This window comes from Nosocomiicoccus ampullae, from assembly GCF_019357495.1.
In the GTDB taxonomy this organism is placed as follows: Bacteria; Bacillota; Bacilli; order Staphylococcales; family Salinicoccaceae; genus Nosocomiicoccus; species Nosocomiicoccus ampullae.
In genome coordinates, this window is record NZ_CP079110.1 from 138,269 (window position 1) to 164,071 (window position 25,803).

The following is a 25,803-nucleotide window of genomic DNA, read 5'->3' on the forward strand; positions in this document are numbered from 1 at the left end:
TTATATAATCGTTTCATCTATAATTAATATTTAGAAATTGGAGGGTAATATGGTTGATAAAATTAAAACTGAATGGCTGAATCAGCCGCTTCAAAATATATTAGCTGGAATTGTCGTAACGCTTGCTCTGATTCCTGAGGTGATTGCATTTTCTTTTATTGCGGGTGTTGAGCCGATGGTTGGGTTATATGCGTCGGTGGTTATGGCGATTTCTATTTCGTTTTTAGGTGGTCGACCAGCGATGATTTCTGCAGCTGCTGGTGCGATTGCATTAATTGTTAGTCCACTCGTGAAAGAGTATGGTGTCGATTATTTAATTTTCGCGACGATTCTGATGGGTGTTATTCAAGTGATTTTTGGGCTGTTTAAAGTTGGTGCATTACTTAAGTTTATCCCGAACTCTGTCATGATCGGATTTGTGAACGCACTTGGTATTTTAATTTTTATGGCACAACTTGAACATATATTTAACATCTCTTTTGCAACATACATATATGTAATCGTCACGTTATTAATTGTTTATATTACGCCATACTTTATTAAAACAATACCTGCACCGTTATTTGCGATTGTGATTTTAACGAGTGTATACATTATGTTTGGTGCAGATGTTAAAACAGTTGGTGATTTAGGTGAGATTAAACGCACGCTACCTGAATTCATTATTCCGAACGTTCCGTATACGTTAGAAACACTACTCATCGTTTTACCGTATTCGATTTCGATGGCAATCGTTGGACTTGTTGAAAGTTTACTGACAGCTAAAATCGTAGATGATGCGACAGATACTGTGAGTAATAAAAACAAAGAATCTCGTGGCCAAGGGTTTTCAAATATTATCACTGGATTTTTTGGTGGTATGGGCGGATGCGCAATGATTGGGCAGTCTGTTGTAAGTGTTGAGTACGGTGGAACAACTCGACTTGCTACTTTTACTGCAGGTGCATTTTTAATGTTTATGATACTCGTTTTAGGCGATATTATGGTACAGATTCCGATGTCAGTACTCGCAGCGATTATGGTGATGGTCGCGTTAAAGACGTTTGATTGGGGTACATTTAAATATATTAAGCATGGAGAGAAAAGTGATATCTTTGTAATGCTTATTACAGTTATTGCGGTTGTTTTAACGAACAATTTAGCGGTCGGTGTTATTATCGGTGTACTATTAAGCGCACTGTTTTTCTTAAAGAAAATATCAAATGTTACTGTACTAAAGACTGATAAAGAAACGATAACGTATCATATCTCAGGTAATATTTTTTATGCTTCAATTGAATCAATGATGGATCAAATTAACTTTAATGATACAAATCGTACGATTTACTTAAACTTTGATGACGCAAAAATTTATGATGATGCAGCTGTTCAAGCGATTGAACAAGTTGTCAATCAGTTAAAAACGTATAATGAAGTTTACGTGACAGATCTGTCTAAAGAAAGTTATGATAAGTTTATGAGGCAAACAACGATTGATGCGTCTCATTTAGTACAAAAAAGGAGTTAACGAAATATGTACAAATCAATACTGCTTGCTGCTGACGGCTCGGAGTACAGCTTACGTGCCGCAAAAGAAGCGCTAAATTTTACAGGTACACACACGGTAATTACTATTTTAAACGTTTTAGAAACTGAAGCGACAAAGTATGATTTTTTACATAGAAAACCAGGAGAAAAGCAGTTAAGAGAATTAAGGCTAAAACCGATTCAATCGACGATTGATTTTTTTGAAGAAAACAATGTGAATTATGAAGTGAGACTTGAACAAGGCAATCCAACTAAAAAAGTAGTAAATATCGCAAATGAAGGAACTTATGATGCAATCGTTATCGGGTCACGTGGTCTAAATGCATTTCAAGAAATGATGCTTGGTAGCGTTAGCCATAAGGTTGCTAAAAAAGCAGAAATCCCTGTGATAATTGTGAAGTAATTGATGAGGAATAGTTAATAAACTCATTCCTCTTTTTAATTTGTTTAATTTAAATATTAAGGGAGTAATAACAATGCATCAAAAAATAAAAAATGATATTCAATCATTTAAACCGTCAAATGAACAAGAAGAAAAAGACAAAATTCAGTTTTTAAAATTTTTAGAAGAAGACAATATATTATTAAGAGAAAATAAAGTTGCACATGTAACTGTATCAGCATTTGTGTTAAATACATCTCGAGACAAAGTACTCATGGCATACCATAATATATATGATTCATGGGCGTGGCTTGGTGGTCACGCGGATGGTAATCCGTATTTACTTGAAGTTGCGCTAAAAGAGGTCGAAGAAGAAAGTGGGTTAACAGACGTCTCATTAATTGAAAAAGGCATATTCTCATTAGAAATACTCACAGTTGACGGTCATGTAAAGCGCGGAGAATATGTGTCATCGCATTTACACTTAAATGTCACTTACTTATTTGAAGGTGATGATGAAGCACCGCTTCGCGTAAAAGAAGACGAAAACTCAAAAGTCGGCTGGATACCACTAGACAAACTAGATAACTACGTCTCAGAAGAATGGATACTCGAGAATGTTTATCAGAAGATTATGAGTAAATATCAGCAGATGTATGGTAACTAAGCAACTTATCGTAAGAGATAGTGCAGAAAGTTACTATCACTACTGATAATTGGCTCTTTATCGTAAGAGATAGTGTAGAAAGATACTATCACTACTGATAATTGTTTCTTTATCGTAAGAGATAGTGTAGAAAGATACTATCACTACTGATAATTGTTTCTTTATCGTAAGAGATAGTGTAGAAAGATACTATCACTACTGATAATTGTTTCTTTATCGTAAGAGATAGTGTAGAAAGATACTATCACTACTGATAATTGGCTCTTTATCGTAAGAGATAGTGTAAAAGGATACTATGATTTATGATATCCGTCTTTTAATCGTAAGTAATAGTAGAAATATACACAATCGCTTATCATAAATTGTATAATGACTATGTGTTTGTCTTATTTTATACGATAAAAAAACAGTTTGATCAAAATATTTTGCAAATATGTTATTGCTCTAGACGTATTCTATTATGAAGCGTAGAATTAGTATGTTAGTTAACTGGTATGGGAGATAGAACTATGAATGATTTCTTTAAATTAAGTGCACGTGGTACGGATGTTAAAACAGAGGTTATTGCTGGTTTTACAACGTTTTTAACGATGGCATATATCGTTATCGTAAACCCGGCGATTTTATCAGCAGCTGGAGTACCGTTTAACCAAGTATTTATTGCGACGGTGATTTCAGCAGTAGTCGGAACGCTCATTATGGCGTTATGGGCAAATTATCCGATTGCGATCGCACCCGGGATGGGTATGAACGCATACTTTGTGTCCGTCGTGTTTTCAGAAGGTGTAACGTATCAAGCGGTGCTTGGTACAGTGTTTTTTGCTGGGGTAATCTTTTTACTCCTTACGTTTACATCACTCCGTGAAACATTGATTCGCTCAATCCCAACACCTTTAAAGGTTGGGGTCGCAAGTGGTATCGGGTTATTTATCGCGTCGCTTGGACTAAAGATGTCCGGTATAATTGTACCTGACGAAGAGACGTTTGTAACGTTTGGTGATATTACGTCACCAGTGACTTTACTGACAGTGTTTGGTGTATTACTCTCACTGATACTTGTCACTCGTGAAGTTAAAGGTGCGTTATTTATTGGGATGCTCGTTACAGCAGTGATTGGTTACGTCACTGGATTACTTTATATTGATAATGGGTTTGTATCGACACCACCGTCACCTGTATTTTTTGATTTAGACTTAAGTAGTGTATTTAGTCAGTCGTTATACTCAGTCGTATTTGCATTTTTACTCGTCACGTTATTTGATACGACAGGGACGATGATTGGAGTTGCTGAACAAGCAGGACTGATGAAAGACGGAGAACTACCAGGTGCTAAAAGAGCGTTGATGGCAGACGCGGTTGCAACTACTGTCGGTGCGACATTTGGTTCAACTCCTTCAAGTGCGTACGTTGAGTCGTCATCTGGAGTTCAGGTTGGTGGACGTACTGGACTCACGACGCTCGTCGTTGCGGTGTTATTTATGTTAACACTTTTCTTCTCACCAATAATTGAATCAATTTCTGCATTATCTGCAATTACAGCACCTGCACTCATTATTGTTGGAAGTTTTATGATGTCAGGATTATCTAAAGTAAATTGGTCGCGTTTTGATGATGCATTTCCGACATTTATTATCATCTTATCAATGCCATTTACTTCAAGTATCGCAACGGGAATTGCACTAGGATTTATTACGTATCCGTTACTTAAACTCGTTGTAGGTAGAGGTAAAGAAGTTCATCCGTTAATATATGTATTTGCAGTATTATTTATCATCCAAATCGGATTCTTATAAGGAAAGATGTTTTGACTCATACAGATATTGAATTGTCAGATGAGAAACGTGAAGGTAAGGAATACTATACAGAGAACGAATAAAATGAAAATACGGTAAATGATCTTTGAATCATTTACCGTATTTTTTATTTACATAATCACATGCAATGTACCAATCAATACTCTGATGGTTTTACGATATTGCTGTAGTTTTGTAAGATGTCGTAAGGAACTTCAAGGATAGGTAAAACTTTTGCCTCATTAATAATTTTCTTAGATTCGTTGAGTGAGTAATTATCATCATCGAGCCATCTTAAATCGTGAAAATGTGAAGGCACTAAATAATACGTAAATGTACCATCTTTGTTATCGATAAAAGTCACTTGTCCATCAGCGAGCACTTCACCAAGAATAACTGTCGTCCCTTCCGGTAGAGGCACAGTACTATCTTTATTATAAGGATTTAGTGGTTCATTACTCTTGTCACTATATGTGAGGTAAGGCGTTGTCGGTTCTATTGGAATCGAATCTATTGTTTCATCATTGTAATGATATGTCAGCCACGCTAGAGCGATGATATCTTCTTTTGAGTAATCTTCGTAAGTCATTTCATCAGCTAAAACGACTTTTTGTGATATCTTTTCTAAGTCATCATCGTAGTGTTTTTCAAATAAATCTTTAATATTAAATACATACCCTATTTCTCTTAATTCTTCATAAGGCGCAGGATATTGTGATACTGTTATGACAATTTCATTTGTTTCTTCATCTATAATTATTATGGATACTGCATTTATTTTTCGTTGAGATACTGCATAAATTTTTTGATTTTTAGTCAAGCCAGGGTGATCATGATAATCCACGGGATTTAATAGTAAACGGTCTATTTTATGAACTGAAGTAGTAGGTCCAACTCCAATATGTTCAAAAGAGCCAGATAACAAATCATCAGCAGTGATACTAACGTCGCTGATTGAATCTTCTTTAATAGCCATTGCAACGATGTCATTGACAGTTAAATTTTCATAAGACTGTTTCTCTTTAGACTTATCCTCAGTATCTTTTTTCATATCTGTTTTTTTATTGTTCTCATTATCTTTGTTATCTTTATCGTCTTTATCTTTCTTTTCGTCTGCTATTTGTTTGTCTTGTTCTGAATTATCCTTTCGCTCAACGACAACATCACCAGGCTTTTCTTCTGATTGGCTACAAGCAGAAAGAGTTAATGCCAGTAAACATAATATCAATCGAAATCTCATTAACATTTTCTCCTTAAATAAATTGAATTAGAGTAATTATAGCAAAAACTATTAATATTACTAAATAAAAAATAATAAACACAGGAAGTTTTATATATATTTAGCATGAGCATATTAATAAAACGAACTATGTAAGATAACTATTCCTAAAATGTGGAGAGACCTAGCCCTTCTTGAATTCTGTATAGGATTGTTTTCATAACACTATCTTCTGATTCTTCTTCATAATCGAGCGTGTAAATATCATCTTCGTTGTTCCAAAGTCTATTGTAGTATTCGTTCATAGCAATCATTTCTTCGCTGTTCGAATTTGACTTCACAATAAGGTCTGTCTCTAGGTTTAAGTCTTTCAAGTTACGTCTTGTAAAGTTAGGTGAGCCTAAAATTAATGTGGATTCCTCACCATTGTTATGAAGCATAAATTTTGCATGATACTGCTCGCCATGCGACTTATACCAACGAATTTCTGGAGGGTTTTTGTAGTTCATTAACTCGCTCGCTACCGGTTTGTTTGGAATACCGTTCTTCTCATTACCAAAAGCATCTTGGTTAATATCTAAAATCAGTTGCACCTTCACATCGCGATCTAACGCCTTCTTCAGTGCTTTTATAAATCCGCGATCTGAAAGATAAAACACACCGATTTTAAGAGAATCGCCCGCTTCAGATGTATTCACGGTATCAATTAGCGCTCCTCTAATCTTACTTTCAGTGACGAGAGAAATTTCATACTCACCTGTATTATTATCAGTTTCAATTTCATACTTTTTAATTTTAGATGTATCATAGCCTGAGAAATCTAGAACAGCAATTTCACTTTTTAATAGATCATTTAAAGTATCACCGGCAAACCTCACTGCAATATTTGAGTGTAAGCTAGAACCATCATGCGGATTTAGTGAAGTGATAACGCCTTCCTTTTCACTCATGATTGTCTTGCGGTGATTGGCTTTGAAGTTTAAGAGTCTTAAATAACTCCCGATACCCACTTTGTCATCCATCGGACGAAGTGCGTTTGGTAAAATTTTTAAACCGCCTGGTTTTATCCAAGTAAGATACGTCCTGTAATAGCCACTGTATAAATAGTTAGAATCTCTTAATTGAGACAGATTCGTTTCAATCACATCAATTCCAGCGTCACGTAATTTTTTGTATACTTTCGTGTCATATGTACCATAAAAAGAGTTGATGGGATCCGTGATGACGGTAATTGGAATGTCAGACTCTTCTTTCTTTTGTACTAAGCGATCTGCAAAATTATCAGACAACGTTGGAAACTCCAATGTGTCGTGATTATAGTCATTATTAAATAAAAACATATCTAAAACGATAAACTCCTCAGCATTATCAATCACTTCGTACATCGTATCAACGATTTCCTGGTCATGATGGACTGCTTTGTTTTTATCTTCATAAGTCACGTCATAGAGTATGTCTAAATCATCTGTTTTTCTAAAATCAGACTGAACAGAAATACCTTCAGGGAGCGGTTTGAATAGCGAATAGACTCCAACGAAAATAGGGATAATAATTAGAATCAGAACGATACCGATACTTAACTGAACAGTTCGACGCTTACGATAACTCTTTTTAGCCATATGAACACCTCACGATATCTATTTGATTATTATTATACAGAAAACAAGTGTATTTACTATTGGAAAGGAGAAACAGATTTCTATCGAAATAATTGCAAACAGTACCATTTACTTCAAGTATCAGAACGGGAATTGCACTCGGATTTATTACGTATCCACTGTTAAAAATCTTTGCGGGTAGAAAAAATGAAGTTCATCCGTTAATATATGTGTTTGCGGTATTATTTATCATCCAAATCGGATTCTTATAAGGAGAGGTACTATGGAAGAGTTAAACAATAAAGTTGCACTAATTACAGGTGGTGGCCGCGGCATTGGTCGTGCGGTAGCATTAGAACTTGCGAAAAACGGTGTAAATGTTGGACTTGTTGCACGTTCAGTTGAAAACTTAGAAAAAGTACAAGATGAGTTAAAAGAGTATGATATAAATGTAGCAATTGCGACAGGTGACGTTTCTGATTTAGATAGTATTACAAAAGCAGTTAACGATATTCAAGAAGAACTGGGTAACATTGATATTTTAATCAATAACGCTGGTATTTCTAAATTCGGTAACTTCTTAGAATTAGATCCAGAAGAGTGGACAAATATTGTCGATGTAAACTTAAAAGGTGTGTACTACACAACACGTGCAGTACTTGGTCAAATGATCGAAAGAGAAACTGGAGATATTATTAACATCTCTTCAACAGCTGGTCAAAAAGGTGGTCCAGTAACGAGTGCATATTCAGCAAGTAAAGCAGGTGTTATTGGTTTAAGTGAATCTCTAATGATGGAAGTTAGAAAGCATAACATCCGTGTGATGACATTCACACCAAGTACAGTTGCAACAGATATGTCAATCAATGACTTAAAAATTACTGATGGAGATAAAGACTCTGTTCTTCAGCCAGAAGATTTCGCTGAATTAATGATTGATGCATTGAAACTCAACCGAAGAGTTGTATTAAAAGAAGCGGGCATTTGGTCAAACAACCCGTCATAATATTAAAATCCTGTCCGATTGGGCAGGATTTTTTATAGTAAAAAACGGGTAAAAGAAATTAAAACTTACTAGAAAAGAGGCTCTATATGAAAATTGCAATTGTTGGCGCAGGTATGGCTGGTATAGGAACACTTCGCTATTATATTGATCATATTAATATTGATGATATGGAGATTTACATATTCGATGATCGCAACTCTGCGGGAATCGGTTATCCTTTTGGTCCCGATGATGACGCATTGTTATTAAACCAGCGACTTAAAAAAATGACGCTTGAACCATGGGATGACAAAAAAGAATACGTAAAATACTTAAAAGAAACAGAACCAGAACTATTAAATCATGAATTCATTACTCGTCCAGAATTCGGTAAATATTCAAAAGATGTATTTTTAGAATACATAAAAGATGAACGGGTTAAATTTGTACCGTCTATCGTTAATGATATTGATGTAAAAAAGGATAAGTACGTTATTAAAACGGATAATGATTATGAAGTAGATGTTGTTCATTTATGCATCGGACAACTTCCTCAAACAGATATTTATAATCTAAAAGATATTAAAAAATATATCGCAACACCATTCCCAATAGAAGATCACAGTGAATTATTATTAAATTCAAAATCTGTCGGTATAATCGGAACAAATCTAACATCTCTCGATATTATTATGTACTTATACAAACATAACTATAAAAATGATATTATCGTTACTTCAAGAAGTGGTACAGTGCCATTTATCCGCGGAAATGAGGCGGAAGTTAGTATTGATGTAAACGCGCTAAAAAATAAAAAAGACATCACAATTCACGATATTGTTGAGATCTTTAAAGAAGAAACTAAGAGACAAGGTATTGATTTTAAATTTATAAAAAAGTTAAATGAGATGCCCGTCCTTGAGACGCTTAAATATCAACTGAATCATTTAGACACTTTAGGTGTATTAGAAGAAACCGCAGAAGAGTTATCAGAAGTACTTCGAGAAGTGTGGAATGATTTATCGTTAGAAGATAAAAAATATTACATGAAACATATTAAAGGTGTCCACGGACAATTGACAGGTCCATTTCCAAAAATGACAGCTGAAAAAATCGTAGAACTGATTGAAGCGGGTCAATTAACGTACGTATCAGGCGTCGAAGATATTTGCTACAATGATGAGTTTGTTATCCATTCAGAAGATGGTGATTATTCAGCATATGTCATGGTGAGTGCGGTTGGTCCGAACTTAAGCGGTAAAAATTTAGCTGATGAAAATAACGCGTCACCTCTAGTGAAAACACTGCTCGAAAAAGGTGTACTCGAAGTCGATGAGCTCGGCGGTATTAAGATCACTTATCCAGAGTTTTCGGTAATATCTGAAGCAGGTGTGTTAGAAAGAATGAAACTGTATGGAAACTTAGTATCTACGACGCACATCAATAACTCTGGTGTGAACTTAATATTAAAGAAAATACCGCAGTCGATTGAAGAAATCTTTCATGGAGATGATGGGGAAGAAGGAACTTTATCCTAAGAGATAGTGTAATAGGTGCCTATCATTTGCGATAGTGGTTAGTTTATCTTAAGAGATAGTGTAATAAGTGCCTATCATTTGCGATAGTGGTTAGTTTATCTCAAGAGATAGTGTAATAAGTGCCTATCACTTGTGATAGCGGGTAGTTTATCCAAAGAGATAGTGTAAAAGGTGACTATTACTTGCGATAGCAGGAAATTTATCTTAAGAGATAGTGTAAAAGATAACTATCGCTTGCGATAAACACGCGACCCCCCACAAAAATTCCTAATTAATGGCAAACTGTATGTTATACTAAAGAAAATATAATAGACGATTCGGGGTGCTACATTTGTGGCTGAGATTATACCCATTGAACCTGTTCAGGTAATGCTGGCGTAGGTAATAATTGTTTAGGGATTCTTTGAGCACTCCGAAATTATGTAAATAATTAAGGAGTGCTTTTTTGTTGGAATTTAAGCAAGGTTTTCCGCTTCAAGATAGTCCATTAGTCGACTGCTTAACAAATAATGTCACGATCGAAACGATGGCAAATAGTTTACTTTATGTTGGGGCAAAGCCAATTATGGCAGCACATACAGATGAGCAAGATGACGTCATTAAAGTAGTAGATGCAGTTCTTTTAAACTTAGGACGTATACTGCAAGGTGAGAATGATAATCTTCAAAGTGCAAGTAAACTTGCAAAAAAATATGGTAAGCCATTTATTGTAGATTTGGTTGGTTACGGTATTGGAGAATTTAGAAATAATGTTGGTGAAGAAATTATAGACAATCATCCTTCAATTATTAAAGGAAACATGTCTGAGATTCGAGCATTTTGTAAATTAAAAAGTCATGGGCGCGGTGTAGACGTTGGTGACGAGGATACAACGAATACAAGTTTAGATGAATTAATTGACGCATTAAAAAAACAAGTTGAAACGTATAAGAACACTGTGTTTATGGTAACAGGACCAGTAGATGTTATCGTTAGTAAAAATCAGGCAGTAAAATTATATAACGGTGTAGAAAATAATGGTAATTTTACTGGAACAGGTGATGTAGTCGGTGCGCTTGCTGGAGCATTAATTGGAGACGGAATGGATCCACTTAATGCGTGTATTAACGCAGTAAGTTACTTTAACATTTGTGGTGAAATTGCTGAGGATAAAAGTCACGGACTAAATGATTTTAGATTTCATTTATTAAATGAATTATCACTGTTAAAAGATACAGATTGGACAAAAGAAGTAAAAGGAGAATACGTATGACATTTGATCTAAGTTTATATTTAGTGACGGGACATTATGATTACAGCGATGAGGAGTTTTTATCGATTATCGACATGGCGTGTCAAAATGGTGTCACGATTGTGCAACTCCGTGAAAAAGAATTATCGACGCATGATTTTTACGAACTTGCTGTAAAAGTAAAAGAAGTGACGGACAAATATAACGTGCCGCTAATTATTAATGACCGAGCGGATATTTGTCTCGCAGTAGATGCTGCAGGTGTTCATATCGGTGACAATGAATTACCTGTTGATGTAAATCGTAAAATTTTAGGTCCAGATAAAATCATAGGAGTGTCAGTTAAAACAAAAAAACGTGCTGAAGAGGCACGCGATGGGGGCGCAGATTATTTCGGTGTGGGTGCTTTCTTTAATACTGACACAAAAGAAACGAATGTACTTTCAAAAGAAGAGTTAATGGAAGTTATTCAACATACAGATGTTCCAGCTGTCGGTATTGGTGGTCTAAAAGAGCATAATTTAGATATTTTAAAAGGTACTGGTGTGAAGGGTGCAGCAATTGTGTCTGAAATTATGTTAGCAGAAAATGTATCTGAGAAAGTTAACGCTTTGAAAAATAAAATTGATACGATTTTGGAGGATAGATAAATGATTAACTCAACACCACAAACTGTCACAATTGCGGGTTCAGACTCTGGTGGAGGCGCAGGTATTCAAGCAGATTTAAAAACATTTCAAGCACGAAGTGTATTTGGAATGAGTATCATTGTTGCACTCACTGCACAAAATACTAAAGGTGTACAAGATGCTTATTTTATACCAACAGAATTTATTGATGCACAGTTCGATTCACTCGCGGACGATTTTAAAATCGGTGCATGTAAAACTGGGATGCTCGCGAGTGAGGCACATGTGAAGTGTGTTGTAAAAAACTTGAAAAAAGTTGATTTTGGCCCATATATACTAGATCCAGTGATGATTGCAAAAGGCGGTCATAAATTATTAGAAGATGATGCGATTGACTCTATAAAAAATGAATTATTACCGCTCTCAACTCTCATTACACCAAATATACCAGAAGCTGAAGTGCTTACTGGTTTAGAAATAGAATCAAAAGAAGATATGGTAAAAGCAGCGAATTATTTAAAGAAAATCGGAGCAACTAACGTGGTGATTAAAGGCGGTCATAGGGATAGTAATTACTCAGATGATTACGTGTTATTAGAAAATGAATCATTCTGGCTAAGAGGAAAAAGAATTGATACGAATCGTACACACGGCACAGGAGATACTTTTGCGGCATGTATTACTTCAGAACTTGCAAAAGGAGAAACACTTAGAGAGTCAATTATTACTGCAAAGAAATTTATACAAAGTGCTGTACAACATGGAATTCAAGTCGGTCATGGTCATGGTCCATTAAATCACTGGGCAGAATTAGAAGATGATATAAAAATTATAGAATAGAAAAAGAGCTGATGATGAATCATCAGCTCTTTTAACTATTTTAAATGTGAATTACTCACTTAAATTGTCGATTTGATCTTTAGTTTTTTTAGATGCGCTATCTACAGCATCTTTAGCTTTACCTGCTAATTGATCTGCTTTACCTTCGTGTTCAGCTTTTTTGTCGTCAACAGCTTTACCTGCTGCTTCTTTAACGTTACCTTTAATTTGATCTAATTTGCCTTCGCCTTTAGCCATAAATATCATACCTTTCATTTCTGAATGTAGTTAATATTTACCCGACAAATAATTTTTAAAACATAAATTTAAAATTATTTTTTAAAAACATAAGCAGCAGTTACCAGTGTACTTAAACCAATCGTTGTTGCAGCAATCAATTTTTTATTACTACTGAGTTGATTATTAGTACTTTCACTGTGTTTACTCGTTGAAGGTTTAGGAGAAAAAGTATTTACTTTTCTTTTAATATTTTGTTTTTCTTTTAATTCATCTGTTGTATAGCCAAATGCTTTTACAAATGATAATAGAGTGTTAGATCCTTCAATGAAGTGAGGGTCATTTAATACTTTGAATAGGCCTAACCAACCATCTTTTTTACTTTTCTCTTCATATAGACCTGCATCAATAACCCCTTGATTGACTTTAAGAACTGTTTTTTCAACATTTTCAATATCAAGCTTTCCGATTATCTCAGTCATTAAAAGAACATTTTGAATCGATGAAGTAATGTCGTTATCAATTAACGCATTTAGAACACGTGTGAGTGCTTTGTCGCTTTTATTTAGACCTGCACGTGTTAAATTAAGCACCTCATGATCATCAAGTAAACGAAGAACTTCTATTGTTTTTTCGATTAAATCTTTATTTTCTATTAAAAGTGTTTCAAGTTCTTTAAGGCTTTCAGCGTGCGCTTTTTCTTTATCAACTTCCATATACTTAATTTTAGTTGTTGCTTTCGCCATTCTGCTTCACCTTTCTTTCTTTGACAAGATCACCAGGGAATGTGTAATCATCACGTGCCCATTTTGCTTCAACGTTAACACCCATTTGTGGTTGACGGTTACCATATCTAAAGTTGTGTTTAGGTAGTGGTGAATCTTCATGGCCGAGCACAGTCATTTTCGCACTAATTTCTTTGTATGCTGGAGTATCTGTGTCTTTATCGGCATAAGAACTTGTAAGTAAGTTAATTGCACCGTCACCTTGGTCGTTCATCGGTAAGTATACTTCTTTACCAAATACTCTGTCTGTCACGATTGTTTTTAGTTCAACTTTACCGTAAGGAGACTGTAGTCTAACGAGCGTTCCGTCTTTTAAATCTCTCTCTTCAGCAAGTTCATGTGAAACTTCTAAGAATACTTCAGGTGTTTCATGAGTTAGTCCTTCTGATTGATAAGTCATATTACCTTCGTGGAAGTGCTCGAGTAGACGACCGTTGTTTACGTGAATATCATACTCTTCTTCAAAATCTAATGGTTTTGTCCAGTCCACTGGGAAGAATCTCGCCATACCGTCATCAAAGTTAAATCTTTCAGTGAATAGAAGTGGTGAATCTGTACCATCTTCAAATACTGGCCATTGTAAACTGTTATAGCCTTCAAGTAAGTCGTAGCTTACACCACTAAAGATCGGTGTAAGTTTTGCGATCTCATCCATAATTTCTGAAGGGTGATTGTAATTCCAGTTTTCTCCCATATGATTTGCAAGTTCTTGAATGATTTCCCAGTCAGGTTTCGTACCTTCAAGTGGTTCGAATACTTTATATAGACGCTGGATACGACGTTCTGTATTTACGAATGTACCGTCTTTTTCGAGTGACGGGCTTGCTGGTAATATAACGTCTGCGTATTCTGCTGTTTTAGAGAAGAAAATATCTTGGACGACGAAAAAGTCTAGTTTTTCAAACGCTGCGCGTACATAGTTAACGTTCGCATCAACGAGCCCCATATCTTCACCTTTAATGTAAAGCATATCTAATTCACCGTCGTGAATCGCATCAACCATTCCGTGGTTATTTAATCCTGGAGTACCTGAAAGGTCTTTGTTCCAGTATTTACTGAATTTTTCTCTAACTGCTTCGTCAGTCACTTTTTGGTAACCAGTGAATCTATCTGGCATACTACCCATGTCACTTGCACCTTGTACGTTGTTGTGACCACGTAGTGGGTAAGAACCTGCACCAGGTTTTCTGTAGTTACCTGTAGCAAGTAATAAGTTAGAAATTGCTGTTGAAGCGTCAGAACCGCCGCTGTGCTGTGTAATACCCATTGCCCACATAACTGCAGTTGTGTCAGCTTCGATAATTGATTCAGCAATTTCAATAATTGTTTCTTTTGAAAGTCCAGTATGTTCTTCAGCGTAATCTAATGTGAATTTTTCTAGAGATTCTTTAAGTTTGTCAAAGTTTAAAACGAACTCATCAATGAATGCTTTATCGTGTTTGTCATTATCGATAATGTATTTCGTTACAGCATTTAGCCACACGATGTCACTACCTGGATTTGGACGAATGAATAAGTCCGCACGCTCTGCGAGTTCATGTTTACGTATGTCAGAAACGATGACTTTTTTACCATCTAATTTTTGTGAAGATTTAATACGTGTTGCGATAACAGGGTGTGCTTCTGCTGTGTTTGTACCGATACAAATCTTAAGATCTGCTTTTTCGATATCTTCAATTCCACCAGAGTCTCCGCCGTAACCAACTGTTCTCCATAATCCCATCGTTGCTGGAGATTGACAGTATCTAGAACAGTTATCTACGTTATTTGTACCAATCACGCTACGTGCAAATTTTTGCATTAAGAATGCATCTTCATTTGTACATTTAGAAGATGAAATAAATCCTAGAGCATCTGGGCCTTTTTCTTCTACTTTTTCTTTAAATTTAGAAGTAATTAAGTCGTATGCTTCTTCCCATGTAGATTCTACAAATTCATCACCTTTACGAATTAAAGGTTTAGTGAGACGTTCTTCACTATTTACAAAGTCCCAACCGAATTTACCTTTTACACAAGTGGAGATTCCATTTGCAGGTGCATCTTTTTGAGGTTCGATTTTAAGAATGTCGCGTCCTTTTGTCCATACGTCAAATGAGCAACCAACCCCACAATATGTACATACTGTCTTTGTTTTTTTAATACGATCTTCACGTAAAATAGATTCAGTATCAGAGATTGCCATTAATGGACCGTAACCTGTTTCAACAGCTTTTGTAACTTCAACTGCAGGACGGAATGATTCTTGAAGCATTCCTGTTAGGAAACCAGCTTCGCCTTCCATATTCACTTCCATCATTGCGTTACATGGACATACAGTAGAACAGTGACCACAGTTTACACAAGAAGATTCGTCTATATTAATATCACTGTCGCCATCCCAAATTACACGCGGGCGATCTAACGTCCAATCGATGAGTAATGTTTCATTGACTTGTACGTTTTGACATGCTTCAACACAACGTCCACAAAGAATACATTGGTTCGGATCATAGCGGTAAAATTTACCACGATTTACTTCTCCTTTTTCTCTATGTAAACTATCTTGTGCATCGATTTTCATTTCTTGAACAGTATTATGTATTTCACAGTTGCCATTATTAAAATCACAAACTGTACAATATAGCTCGTGGTTACCAAGAACTCTATCTAAAGCGATGAGTTGTGCTTCAACAACCTCACTTCCACCTGTTTTAACGACGTCACCATCATTAAGTTTTGTAGAACATGAACGCACAAGTTCTCCATTCACTTCAACAATACAAGTATCACATGTTTCGATTGGTCCTAGTGATTCGTGATAGCAAAGACTAGGTACTTCGATTCCTTTAAACCTTAAATAATCGAGTACTGATGCATTACTAGGAACTTCAACTGGTCGGTTGTTTAGAGTTATTTTAACTGTATCTTTTACCTGATCCAATTTGACCCCTCCTAATAAAATTATAATTAATATAAATATTCTGTAATTTTAGTATACCTTATTTATAAAAGTCTAAACAAAAAAACTTCTCATAAAATATGAGAAGTTTTTAAAATTATATATTTGAAGTTGTAAGTTCATCATAATCTGTGCTATTATATACAGATTTATCAAGAGTGCCGTTTGTTTTTGCTGTCACTGTACCCGCAACCATTGAGTCACTAACGTTTAGAGCAGTACGTCCCATATCAATAAGTGGTTCAACAGAAATTAGTACAGCTGCTAAAGCGACAGGAAGGTTCATTGTACTTAGTACGATGATAGCTGCAAATGTTGCACCACCACCAACACCTGCAATTCCTAAACTAGTAATTACAATAACTACAACTAAAGTTAAAATAAATGTTAAATCTACTTCAACTCCAGCAACAGGTGCGACCATAATTGCTAGCATTGAAGGATAAATACCCGCACATCCGTTTTGACCAATAGATAATCCAAAGCTTGCAGAGAAGTTTGCAATACTTGAAGGCACACCAAGTCTTGTCGTTTGAGTTTGGATATTTAATGGTAATGATCCAGCACTTGAACGTGACGAGAATGCAAATAATAATGCTTCAGATGATTTTTTAACATATGTGATTGGGTTTAATCCTGTAAACATAAGAATAATTAAATGAATAATAAACATTATAATTAATGCTACATACGATGCAACGACGAACAGACCTAAATCTATTAAAGCTCTAAAGTCACTCGTTGCGACAGTGTTTGTCATAATCGCTAAAATACCATATGGTGTTAATCTTAAAATAATTTTAACGAGTTCCATGACCCAATCATTAACGATTAAAATACCTTCAGATAATCTACTTGCTCTTTCTTCATTATGTTTTTTGAATTTTAATAGTGCATAACCTAGAAATGCAGCGAATATAACAACTGCGATTGTTGAAGTTGGACGTTCCCCTGTAAAGTCTAAAAATGGATTTGCTGGAAGCAATTCAGTAATTTGTTCAGGTAACGTTAAATCTTCAATTTCAGAAGCTGTAGTTTCAATATCTAATGCACGTGATTCCTCAGCTTGACCTAAGTTAATACTTGAAGCATCTAAGTTAAATAGTAAAGCAGTTGAAATACCGATGACTGCCGCAATTGCAACGGTACCGAGTAAAATACCAATCGTTTTAACTGCAGACTTTAAAAATTTCTCTTTTGCTTCTAACTTAGCAAACGCACTTAAAATAGAAATGAAGATTAATGGAATTACAATCATACGTAGTAATCGTATAAATCCTCCACCAACCATGTTGATCCAGTTAGATGTCGTTGACAGTACTGATGATTCTGAACCGTATATTAATTGGAGGATACCTCCAAAAGCAAGTCCAATAACTAGAGCGATGAGTACTCTATAAGAAAACTTGATATGTTTTTTTTGCATGAAAAAAACTGCACCAAGGAGCAGTAAAAAGACAATTAAATTCAATATAACAAAAGTTACATCCATGTAAATCTCCCTTTTTTGTAATAGTCATATGTCATTATATACAGAAAACAATTCATAGTAAATAGATATGTTTTAAAAAGTTTAGAAAAAGGGTATCTATTTTTAATGGAGTTGATTAAATGAGTAATATATTTCTATCATTAAATAAAAGTTATATAGATGGACAGTTTGTAGAAGGGGATAGTGGTAAAACATTTGAGTCATTAAATCCATTTGATGATTCAGTACTTGCTGAAATTCCACTCGCGAGTTTAGAACAAACGAAATATGCATTTGACGTTGCAAGTAACAGTGAATGGAAAGATAATCCGAAAAAGCGTAAAAAAGTACTTAAGAATTTAATTAAGCTATTTATTCAGCATAGAAAAAATATTGTAGATGTACTGATTAAAGAAAGTGGTAGTACGTTTGTAAAAGCAAATGCAGAATATGTAGCGACGATGAATATCATTAAAGAAGCTTTAAAGCTAGTCGATCAAGTGGGGCATGTAGATAATCGTAAATCTTTAATACCAGGAAAGAAAAACTTAATCTACCGTTCACCTAAAGGAATCATGTCGTCTGTCGCACCGTTTAACTTCCCGTTACACTTGTCAATGCGTACGATTGCACCAGCGCTTGCGTTAGGTAATGCAGTCGTTCATAAACCAGATGTTCAAACAGGAATTGTCAGTGGTTCGATTCCAGCCGTCTTATTAAGAGAAGCAGGCGTACCATCGGATGTGTTTCAAATGATTTTAACAAAATCTAGTATTGTTGGCGATGAATTCTTTATTAACGATAATATTAACGCAATTAGCTTCACAGGTTCTACTGCAGTTGGTAAACATATTCGAGAAGTGACGAATGATCGATTTATATCGATGGCATTAGAGCTTGGTGGTAATAGTCCATTTATCGTAATGGATGATGCGAATTTAGATCATGCTGTACGTGCGTTAATTCCTGGGAAATATATGCATTCTGGGCAAATTTGTATGAGTGTAAACCGAATTATTGTGCATGAAGCAGTATACGATGAATTTATAGAGAAATTTAAAGTTGCCGCAGAGCATTTAAAACTAACAAACGAAGACAATAAATTAGGTATTATTGGACCAATTATAAATAAGGATCAATTAGAGAAAACAAAGAAATTTATTGAAATGGCAAAAGAATCTGGAGAAATGGTGTTAGAGGGTGAAGTGACTGGTAACTTCGTGACACCGTTTATCTTTAAAGATATTAAAAATGATAGTGAAATTGCGCAAACTGAATTATTTAGTCCAATAGGATTAGTCATTAAAGCAAATTCAAATGATGAAGCAATTAAACTTGCAAATGATACAGACTATGGTTTAACGGCAGCGGTATTCACTGGAGATGTTGAAACTGGTCAAAAATATGCAGAACAAATTGAGTCTGGAATGGTACATGTAAACGAACAGCCAGTACTAGATTTTCCGAATATACCGTTTGGTGGCGTGAAAAATAGTGGAATGGGTCGCTATGGAAATCCGTATGTACTTGAAGACTTTACAGATATAAAATGGATGAGTACGCAGCGCGGTCCGTTACCATATCCGTTTAGTTAATAAGAAATCTGCCTCTTACTAAGAGGCAGATTTTTTTATGGTTTAAATAAGTACATCTCTTTTGTGTAATTTGGTAAAAATTTCAAGCATAATTTATTGACAATAAATGCTGCAATGACGGGTACAATTAAGTATGCAACTGTAAGTTTTACAATATTAACACTCGTACTACCATCCATTAATGCAAGTGAATTAATTGGTCCGACAAGACCAGTATGACCAAAACCAGCGGACATCGGAGTTCCTTGCACATTCATGAAGTATCCTGTTGCACCGACGATAATTCCGTTAATAATCAATGGAACAACAATAATTGGATGTTTAAAGTATACGGGCATCATCATTTTACCTGTACCAATAATAAGTGCGATAATCGTTCCCTTATTGTTCACACCAATTGAACCGAATAAGAACGTCATACATGCAGTTAAAATACCTAAGTTCGCAGCACCACTTGCAAGGCCAGACAAACCAACAACTGTTGCGATCGCAATGAGTGAAATTGGTGTAGCTAATAGTGCAGAGTAAAACACACAAATAAATATTGTCATTAATAATGGATTTAACTCTGTGAAGCGAGTGATTACGTCACCTAACGCTGTCGTTACTGCTTGTGAATAAGGTAATATCAATAATCCAATTAAACCTGGAACAACTCCACCGAGAAACGGTAAGAATACAATGTTCAATGAACCAAGTTTATCACCAATTAAAACGATAATCGCCGCTGCAATAATCAGCGTGACTAAAACGTTAATTAAATCGCCCATTCCTTGTATACGTATACCAGACTCTTCAAACAATAGTGCACCTGATCCAATTAATGCAGCACCACCTAATATAACACTTCTAATTCCGTCGAATTTTAAGTTAATTCCAGCTAAAACGCCGATAATCACTGATGTAATGAGTTGAAAAGAATTTACAGCATTTCCAATAATTAAAAATACTTCAGAATAACGGCCTAAAAATTTTAAAATCTCTCCAAGTAACGCACTTGTAACTAAAGAAACAACGATACCAATCGCCATTCCGTTAAGGATATTGAAAAAGAAATCTTTTTTTGACATATTCATTCGATGCAATCACTCCGGTAAAAGTTAATTATTCATATCATACCTATTATTTATTAAATAAACAATAAATTTTTATATAAAAAAAGAGACTGCTAGACAGTCTCTTAAATAATTTAAAATACATTATTTGTATCTTCGCGGTTCATATCAGTATGTGGGTGTTCTTCAACATGTTCGTGATATTCTTCTAATCGTTTTTTATCTGGAGTTATTGTAAGACCGAGATGTTTACGTTCCAAGTTAGCATCTTTAAAGAAGCTGATAGTCATAAGTATAATTACAATACTAAAAGGAAACGCTGAAATAATTGCTGCGGATTGAAGTGCACCTAGACCTTCATCTCCACCTGTTAACAGCAGGACAAATGCGATTAGAGATAATAAAACTCCCCAAATGATTTTTACGCCTTTCGGAGGTTGTAAATCACCGTAAGAAGTTTGCATTCCTAAAACAAACGTTGCGGAGTCTGCAGATGTTATAAAGAAAATAGAAACAAGTAGTAATGCTATTGTTGAAAGAACAACACTTAATGGTAATTCGTTAAATATGGCAAACAATTGAGTTTCGGGTGGTAAACTTAAAATGCTATCTGAACTCTGAGCAACAGTAACTCCTGTAGTACCGAATACACTAAACCAAATTAAACTAATAATTGTTGGCACAAGTAATACAGCAATAACAAATTCTCTAATTGAACGTCCTTTTGATACACGTGCAATAAATATACCTACAAACGGACTCCAACTAATCCACCAACCCCAGTAGTATATTGTCCAGTCTTTTAGCCAAGAAGATTTTTGTTCATATAATGGTGCCACATCAAAACTGTTTTCTAAGAAAGTACCAAGATAAGAGCCTGCTGTTGTTGTCATCATATTTAGAATTAAAATAGTTGGTCCAATAAAAAATAGTGATATTAATAGTAGTATTGCTAACGACATATTGATGTTACTTAAATACTGGATTCCTTTCGATAAACCGCTCCATGCACTTATAAGGAAAAGAATTGTAACAACAAATATGATAACGAATTGTATAAGGATGTTTTGTGGAATGTTAAATAGATAATTTAAACCCGCATTAATTTGTAATGTTCCAACACCTAGAGACACTGCGACACCTATAATTGTTGCAAATACAGACAGCACGTCGATGATCGTTCCAAGTGGTCCATCAACGCGATCACCAAAAATAGGTCTTAATGTTTTAGAAAGTAAACCATCTTCGTTTTTTCTAAATTGGAAGTAAGCAAGTGATAATGCAACAATTCCATATACTGCCCATGGATGAAAACCATAATGAAAAATTGTTGAACGCATAGATTCCATAAAAGCTTCCTTCGTTTCAGGTTCAGTAGAAGGAGGCATTAAATAGTGAGAAATAGGTTCAGATGCACCGTAAAATACAAGACCAATACCCATTCCAGCACTAAATAACATCGCAAGCCAAGAAATAGTTTTAAACTCTGGTTCATCATTTGGCTTTCCGAGTTTTAATTTACCAATAGGACTAAATATTAAGAAAAGTGAGAAAAGAATTATGATGGTAACAAGAATCATATAATACCATCCGAATGTATTTGTAATCCAAGAACTTAAAGTACCAGTTACATCACCAAAGCGTTTAGGCATAATCATTCCAAAAATAACGAGAATGAGTACCAAAATTGATGCGTAAATGAAAACTGGTGATAGCTTATTTTTATTTTTCATTAAAACGCTCCTTTTTTTAAATATTATAATCATAAATAATAACACTATTTTGAAATAATTAAACCCTGATATCTAAATTATTATATTAATATTAGACTATTCAATTGCTTTTACTATTTAGAATAATTATAATTAATAATAGATAGATGATAAATAAAAAGATGATATTCTAAATTAGAAGGTGGACAACTTGAAAAAATGGCTTGAAAATCAAGGTATGAGAAACACAATTATATGTGCAGTCCTTATTGTGGCTGGAATCATACTTCAGTCTCAAGGCCTAGAAAATGTAGCGATTCCGGTGTTTATCGTTGCTTTTTTAATCGGGGGATATTATAGCGCGAAAAACGGAATTGAAGAACTTATTTATGATAAGCATTTAAACGTTGATGTGTTAATGATTTTAGCTGCGATCGGTGCTTCAGTGATTGGTTACTGGATGGAAGGTGCATTATTAATTTTCATATTCAGTTTAGCTGAAGCGATGGAGACGATGGCGAATGAGAAAAGCCGTAATGCAATTTCTGAGTTAATGAATTTAACGCCAGATGAAGCGCGTCGTTATAATGATGCTGGTGAGGTTGAAGTTATTCCGACGTCAGAATTAAAAATTGGTGACAAAGTGCAAGTACCACGTGGTGAAACAATTCCAATTGACGGTAAGCTGATTTCTAGTAATGCCGTAATTAATGAAGCTTCAGTCACAGGTGAATCAGTACCAGTTGAGAAAGTGACTGGTGAAGACGTCGTCGGAGGGACGATTAACGAAGGAAACCGTATCGATATTGAAGTAACAGTTGAAGATAGTGATACGCTATTTTCAAAAATCATTCGATTAGTAGATGAAGCACAGTCTTCACCAAGTAAAACAGCAAGCTTTATTGAATCGATTGAAGATACTTATGTAAAAGTGATCTTAATCGGAGTACCGTTATTTATTGCTTTTGCATATTTCGTACTTGACTGGGGATGGACAGAGTCGTTCTATCGTGGAATGGTGCTCCTAACTGTTGCATCACCATGTGCGTTAGTAGCGAGTGCCACACCAGCAACTCTTTCAGCGATTTCTAATGCTGCACGTAACGGTATGATATTTAAAGGTGGCCAAACAATTGATAACGTAAATGCGTTAGATGCGATTATCTTTGACAAAACAGGAACGTTAACAGTCGGAGAACCAGCAGTGACTGACGTATATTATTTAGATAACGTTGATAACACTCATGTCGATGAAGTAATCAAAAGTGCAGAATCTGGATCAACACATCCAATCGCAACTGCTATTTTAGAATACTTAACAGAAACTTCACTCATAGAGTTAGATAACGTAGAAGATATTACAGGTAAAGGATTTTTAATTAAACATAATGGTAGTGAATGGAAAGTTGGTAAACACAGTTATGTGCTCACTGAATCTAACATTCAACTGACTGAAGACGTTCAACGTGTAGTGACTGAAAAAGAATCGACAGGAAACACCGTGATTTTTGTGAGTCGTGATAATGAATTACAAGCGTTCTATGCGTTAGAAGACGTCGTTAAAGAGAACGCAAAAATTGCAATAGAAAAGTTAAACAATATGGGCATACAAACAATTATGGTTACAGGAGATAACGAAAACACTGGTAAACATATCGCAAAACAAGTTGGCATTAAAGAAGTACATGCAAATAAAATGCCGGACGAAAAATCTTCTATATTAGATGATTTAAAAGAGAAATATGGAAATGTTGGAATGGTCGGTGACGGGGTTAACGACGCACCAGCATTAGCCAAAGCATCCACAGGTTTTGCGATGGGTTCAGGTACAGACATCGCGATGGAAACAGCAGACGTCGTTCTGATTAAAGATGATTTAACAATGATTCCATTCTCAATCGGATTATCTAAAAAGATGAAACGCATTATCGTCGCAAACGTTATATTTGCGATTAGTGTTATCGTACTTTTAATCGTTGCGAACCTGTTTCAAGCAATTAACTTACCAATTGGTGTAATCGGACACGAAGGGTCAACGATATTAGTTATCCTGAATGGTTTAAGATTACTTATGTATAGAGACTAAAAAGCGCTGAGTACAGTTTAACTGTACCAGCGCTTTTGTTTATTTATGAATTTCTTTTCTAAATGTTTTATGTGCTTCAGCAATTTGGATGGTTTCATCTGCTAAACGATCTAAACGATGAAGAATATTGACATCTGTGAGTCGTTTACCTTCATATGATTCTGGTGTTATAAACACATACGATGAAAGAACGTGTGCTTTCATATAGTTTAAAATAGGCTTTAACATCATTTCTGCGACTAAGAAGTGTCTATTAGAACCAGCTGTTGAAACGATAGAAACTGTCTTTCCTCTGAGTCCATCGATTGGTAGTAAATCAAATAAGTTTTTCAACACTGCAGGAATAGATGCTTGGAAAACTGGGAAACCGATAACGATGACGTCAGCACCTAACATTTTTGAAACTACTTCTTTAGTATCTCCAGACCAGTCTTCATAGTGGCGCCCATCAGCTAGGTTAAGTTTTTTATCTTTTAAATCAATCATTTCAATATTATGAGTATTGTGATGCTCTTTAAAATAATTAGTCACATAGTCTAAAGCTGTTGCAGTTTTCGAACCGACATTCGATCCAGCTAATACTATAACATTCATTTTATTCTCTCCCATAAAATTATCAATTATATCGTAACATGGAATTCAACATAATTTATAATTGACGATTAAAATCAGTCGAATTAATGAGGTATAATTAGATTGTTTACTATATTAATTATTTGAAATAAGTTTAAAATAAAGATATTTTTAGAAAAATTTCAGAAAAGAAGGAAACAAATGAAACGTATTTTAAGATTTGTAGTCAGTTTATTAATAATTTCTATTACTTTTATTTTAAAAAGTGACAAGAGAGCAAAATAATACGTTGGAGTGATTACGATGAAATGTAATTATTAAAGACAGACTCTAGTCTGTCTTTTTTGGTACAATGAGGCCTGGAGGAGAGTCATGAGTAAATTTTATGCAGTACGTAAAGGTCGCACACCTGGAATCTATAGAGACTGGGAGAGTGCGAAGCGTGAAGTGATGGGGTTTAGTGGTGCTGAATATAAGTCGTTTAAAACGAATGAAGAAGCACTTGAATTTATGAATAAAAATAAGAAAAAAGACACAAAGTTAGATGGTTTAATTGCGTATGTCGACGGGAGTTATGATCGACGTACTAAACGCGCGGGCTTTGGAGCAGTGCTGATTTTAAACGATGAAGTCATCCATGAAGCTTCGAAAGAAACTAAAGTAAATGAAGCGGATAATTTATGGAACGTGAGTGCCGAGATTAGTGGTGTGTTGTACGCAGTTGAGTACGCAGTAAAACATAATTATAGTAAAATACATGTTCATTATGACTATATGGGGTTAGAAAAATGGGCGACACATGAGTGGCGCGCAAATAAAGAAACGACAAAAGCTTATCAAGAAAAAATTCAAAAGTTGATGCAACAAATTGAAGTCGACTTTATAAAAGTAAAAGCACATACTGGAGATTACTATAATGAGCGCGCAGATGATCTCGCAAAAGCAGCAATTATGGAGGGTTAA

21 protein-coding genes, 1 pseudogene and 1 riboswitch are annotated in these 25,803 nt (G+C 35.0%); of the genes and pseudogenes, 13 read left to right on the forward strand and 9 right to left on the reverse strand.

The features are described 5' to 3' along the window. Positions 1 to 49 precede the first annotated feature (49 nt). The 4 genes from KPF49_RS00740 to KPF49_RS00755 all read left to right on the forward strand — a co-directional run bounded on the left by KPF49_RS00740 (position 50) and on the right by KPF49_RS00755 (position 4,369). A complete protein-coding gene (locus KPF49_RS00740) occupies positions 50 to 1,507 on the forward strand; it encodes a SulP family inorganic anion transporter (protein ID WP_183673061.1) in 1,458 nt (485 codons plus the stop codon). A gap of 6 nt (positions 1,508 to 1,513) precedes the next feature. Beyond that, a complete protein-coding gene (locus tag KPF49_RS00745; RefSeq protein WP_183673063.1) occupies positions 1,514 to 1,930 on the forward strand; it encodes a universal stress protein in 417 nt (138 codons plus the stop codon). 73 nt (positions 1,931 to 2,003) lie between these two features. Continuing rightward, on the forward strand, positions 2,004 to 2,576 hold the full coding sequence (locus KPF49_RS00750) for an NUDIX hydrolase (protein WP_183673065.1): 573 nt from the start codon (positions 2,004 to 2,006) through the stop codon (positions 2,574 to 2,576). 509 nt (positions 2,577 to 3,085) lie between these two features. Then, the gene (locus KPF49_RS00755) at positions 3,086 to 4,369 is read left to right on the forward strand and encodes an NCS2 family permease (protein WP_183673067.1); all 1,284 of its coding nucleotides are present in this window, start codon (positions 3,086 to 3,088) and stop codon (positions 4,367 to 4,369) included. A gap of 157 nt (positions 4,370 to 4,526) precedes the next feature. Here the strand turns inward: KPF49_RS00755 and KPF49_RS00760 are convergent, their stop codons facing one another. Then, positions 4,527 to 5,609, reverse strand: a complete 1,083-nt coding sequence (locus KPF49_RS00760) for a hypothetical protein (protein ID WP_183673069.1) — start codon at positions 5,607 to 5,609, stop codon at positions 4,527 to 4,529. Between the two features lie 146 nt (positions 5,610 to 5,755). After that, positions 5,756 to 7,207 carry a phospholipase D-like domain-containing protein gene (locus KPF49_RS00765; protein WP_183673071.1) on the reverse strand — a complete coding sequence of 484 codons (1,452 nt, stop codon included), beginning with the start codon at positions 7,205 to 7,207 and terminating at the stop codon, positions 5,756 to 5,758. Positions 7,208 to 7,305: 98 nt separating this feature from the next. Between KPF49_RS00765 and KPF49_RS08035 the strand changes: the two are divergent. The 6 genes and pseudogenes from KPF49_RS08035 to thiD all read left to right on the forward strand — a co-directional run. After that, a pseudogene (locus KPF49_RS08035) lies at positions 7,306 to 7,458 on the forward strand (NCS2 family permease); the annotation flags it as partial. 11 nt (positions 7,459 to 7,469) lie between these two features. Further along, positions 7,470 to 8,192 (forward strand): 3-ketoacyl-ACP reductase, encoded by a 723-nt coding sequence (locus tag KPF49_RS00770; protein WP_183673076.1) that lies wholly within the window; start codon positions 7,470 to 7,472, stop codon positions 8,190 to 8,192. A gap of 86 nt (positions 8,193 to 8,278) precedes the next feature. Then, complete coding sequence (locus KPF49_RS00775) at positions 8,279 to 9,709, forward strand: FAD/NAD(P)-binding protein (protein WP_183673078.1); 1,431 nt, start codon at positions 8,279 to 8,281, stop codon at positions 9,707 to 9,709. 308 nt (positions 9,710 to 10,017) lie between these two features. Next, a riboswitch (TPP riboswitch) is annotated at positions 10,018 to 10,112 on the forward strand. Between the two features lie 42 nt (positions 10,113 to 10,154). Beyond that, complete coding sequence (gene thiM / locus KPF49_RS00780; protein ID WP_183673080.1) at positions 10,155 to 10,961, forward strand: hydroxyethylthiazole kinase; 807 nt, start codon at positions 10,155 to 10,157, stop codon at positions 10,959 to 10,961. Then, entirely contained in the window at positions 10,958 to 11,590 is a 633-nt protein-coding gene (gene thiE, locus KPF49_RS00785; RefSeq protein WP_183673082.1) for a thiamine phosphate synthase, read from the forward strand. Before thiM ends, thiE begins: the two co-directional genes overlap by 4 nt. Further along, positions 11,591 to 12,409 (forward strand): bifunctional hydroxymethylpyrimidine kinase/phosphomethylpyrimidine kinase, encoded by an 819-nt coding sequence (thiD, locus tag KPF49_RS00790; protein WP_183673085.1) that lies wholly within the window; start codon positions 11,591 to 11,593, stop codon positions 12,407 to 12,409. Between the two features lie 51 nt (positions 12,410 to 12,460). On the opposite strand, the gene KPF49_RS00795 is transcribed toward thiD, so the two are convergent. From KPF49_RS00795 to KPF49_RS00810, 4 genes are all read right to left on the reverse strand, one after another. After that, positions 12,461 to 12,646 (reverse strand): CsbD family protein, encoded by a 186-nt coding sequence (locus KPF49_RS00795; RefSeq protein ID WP_183673087.1) that lies wholly within the window; start codon positions 12,644 to 12,646, stop codon positions 12,461 to 12,463. A gap of 74 nt (positions 12,647 to 12,720) precedes the next feature. Then, positions 12,721 to 13,371 (reverse strand): DUF1641 domain-containing protein, encoded by a 651-nt coding sequence (locus KPF49_RS00800; RefSeq protein ID WP_183673089.1) that lies wholly within the window; start codon positions 13,369 to 13,371, stop codon positions 12,721 to 12,723. Then, positions 13,352 to 16,330 carry a formate dehydrogenase subunit alpha gene (gene fdhF, locus KPF49_RS00805; protein ID WP_183673091.1) on the reverse strand — a complete coding sequence of 993 codons (2,979 nt, stop codon included), beginning with the start codon at positions 16,328 to 16,330 and terminating at the stop codon, positions 13,352 to 13,354. Before fdhF ends, KPF49_RS00800 begins: the two co-directional genes overlap by 20 nt. A 115-nt stretch (positions 16,331 to 16,445) precedes the next feature. Then, on the reverse strand, positions 16,446 to 17,840 hold the full coding sequence (locus tag KPF49_RS00810) for an L-cystine transporter (protein WP_183673093.1): 1,395 nt from the start codon (positions 17,838 to 17,840) through the stop codon (positions 16,446 to 16,448). Between the two features lie 119 nt (positions 17,841 to 17,959). Between KPF49_RS00810 and KPF49_RS00815 the strand changes: the two genes are divergently transcribed. Then, positions 17,960 to 19,414 carry an aldehyde dehydrogenase family protein gene (locus KPF49_RS00815; protein ID WP_183673095.1) on the forward strand — a complete coding sequence of 485 codons (1,455 nt, stop codon included), beginning with the start codon at positions 17,960 to 17,962 and terminating at the stop codon, positions 19,412 to 19,414. Positions 19,415 to 19,449: 35 nt separating this feature from the next. On the opposite strand, the gene KPF49_RS00820 is transcribed toward KPF49_RS00815, so the two are convergent. Both KPF49_RS00820 and KPF49_RS00825 read right to left on the reverse strand, forming a co-directional pair. After that, a complete protein-coding gene (locus KPF49_RS00820; RefSeq protein ID WP_183673096.1) occupies positions 19,450 to 20,490 on the reverse strand; it encodes a PTS sugar transporter subunit IIC in 1,041 nt (346 codons plus the stop codon). A 113-nt stretch (positions 20,491 to 20,603) separates the two neighbouring features. Next, positions 20,604 to 22,202, reverse strand: a complete 1,599-nt coding sequence (locus tag KPF49_RS00825) for a BCCT family transporter (protein ID WP_183673098.1) — start codon at positions 22,200 to 22,202, stop codon at positions 20,604 to 20,606. Positions 22,203 to 22,392: 190 nt separating this feature from the next. Between KPF49_RS00825 and KPF49_RS00830 the strand changes: the two genes are divergently transcribed. After that, a complete protein-coding gene (locus KPF49_RS00830) occupies positions 22,393 to 24,267 on the forward strand; it encodes a heavy metal translocating P-type ATPase (protein ID WP_246562754.1) in 1,875 nt (624 codons plus the stop codon). Between the two features lie 39 nt (positions 24,268 to 24,306). Here the strand turns inward: KPF49_RS00830 and KPF49_RS00835 are convergent, their stop codons facing one another. Further along, the gene (locus KPF49_RS00835) at positions 24,307 to 24,861 is read right to left on the reverse strand and encodes an NADPH-dependent FMN reductase (RefSeq protein ID WP_183673100.1); all 555 of its coding nucleotides are present in this window, start codon (positions 24,859 to 24,861) and stop codon (positions 24,307 to 24,309) included. A 351-nt stretch (positions 24,862 to 25,212) separates the two neighbouring features. Here KPF49_RS00835 and KPF49_RS00840 point away from each other — a divergent pair, with 351 nt between their 5' ends. Then, positions 25,213 to 25,803 carry a ribonuclease H1 domain-containing protein gene (locus KPF49_RS00840; RefSeq protein ID WP_183673102.1) on the forward strand — a complete coding sequence of 197 codons (591 nt, stop codon included), beginning with the start codon at positions 25,213 to 25,215 and terminating at the stop codon, positions 25,801 to 25,803.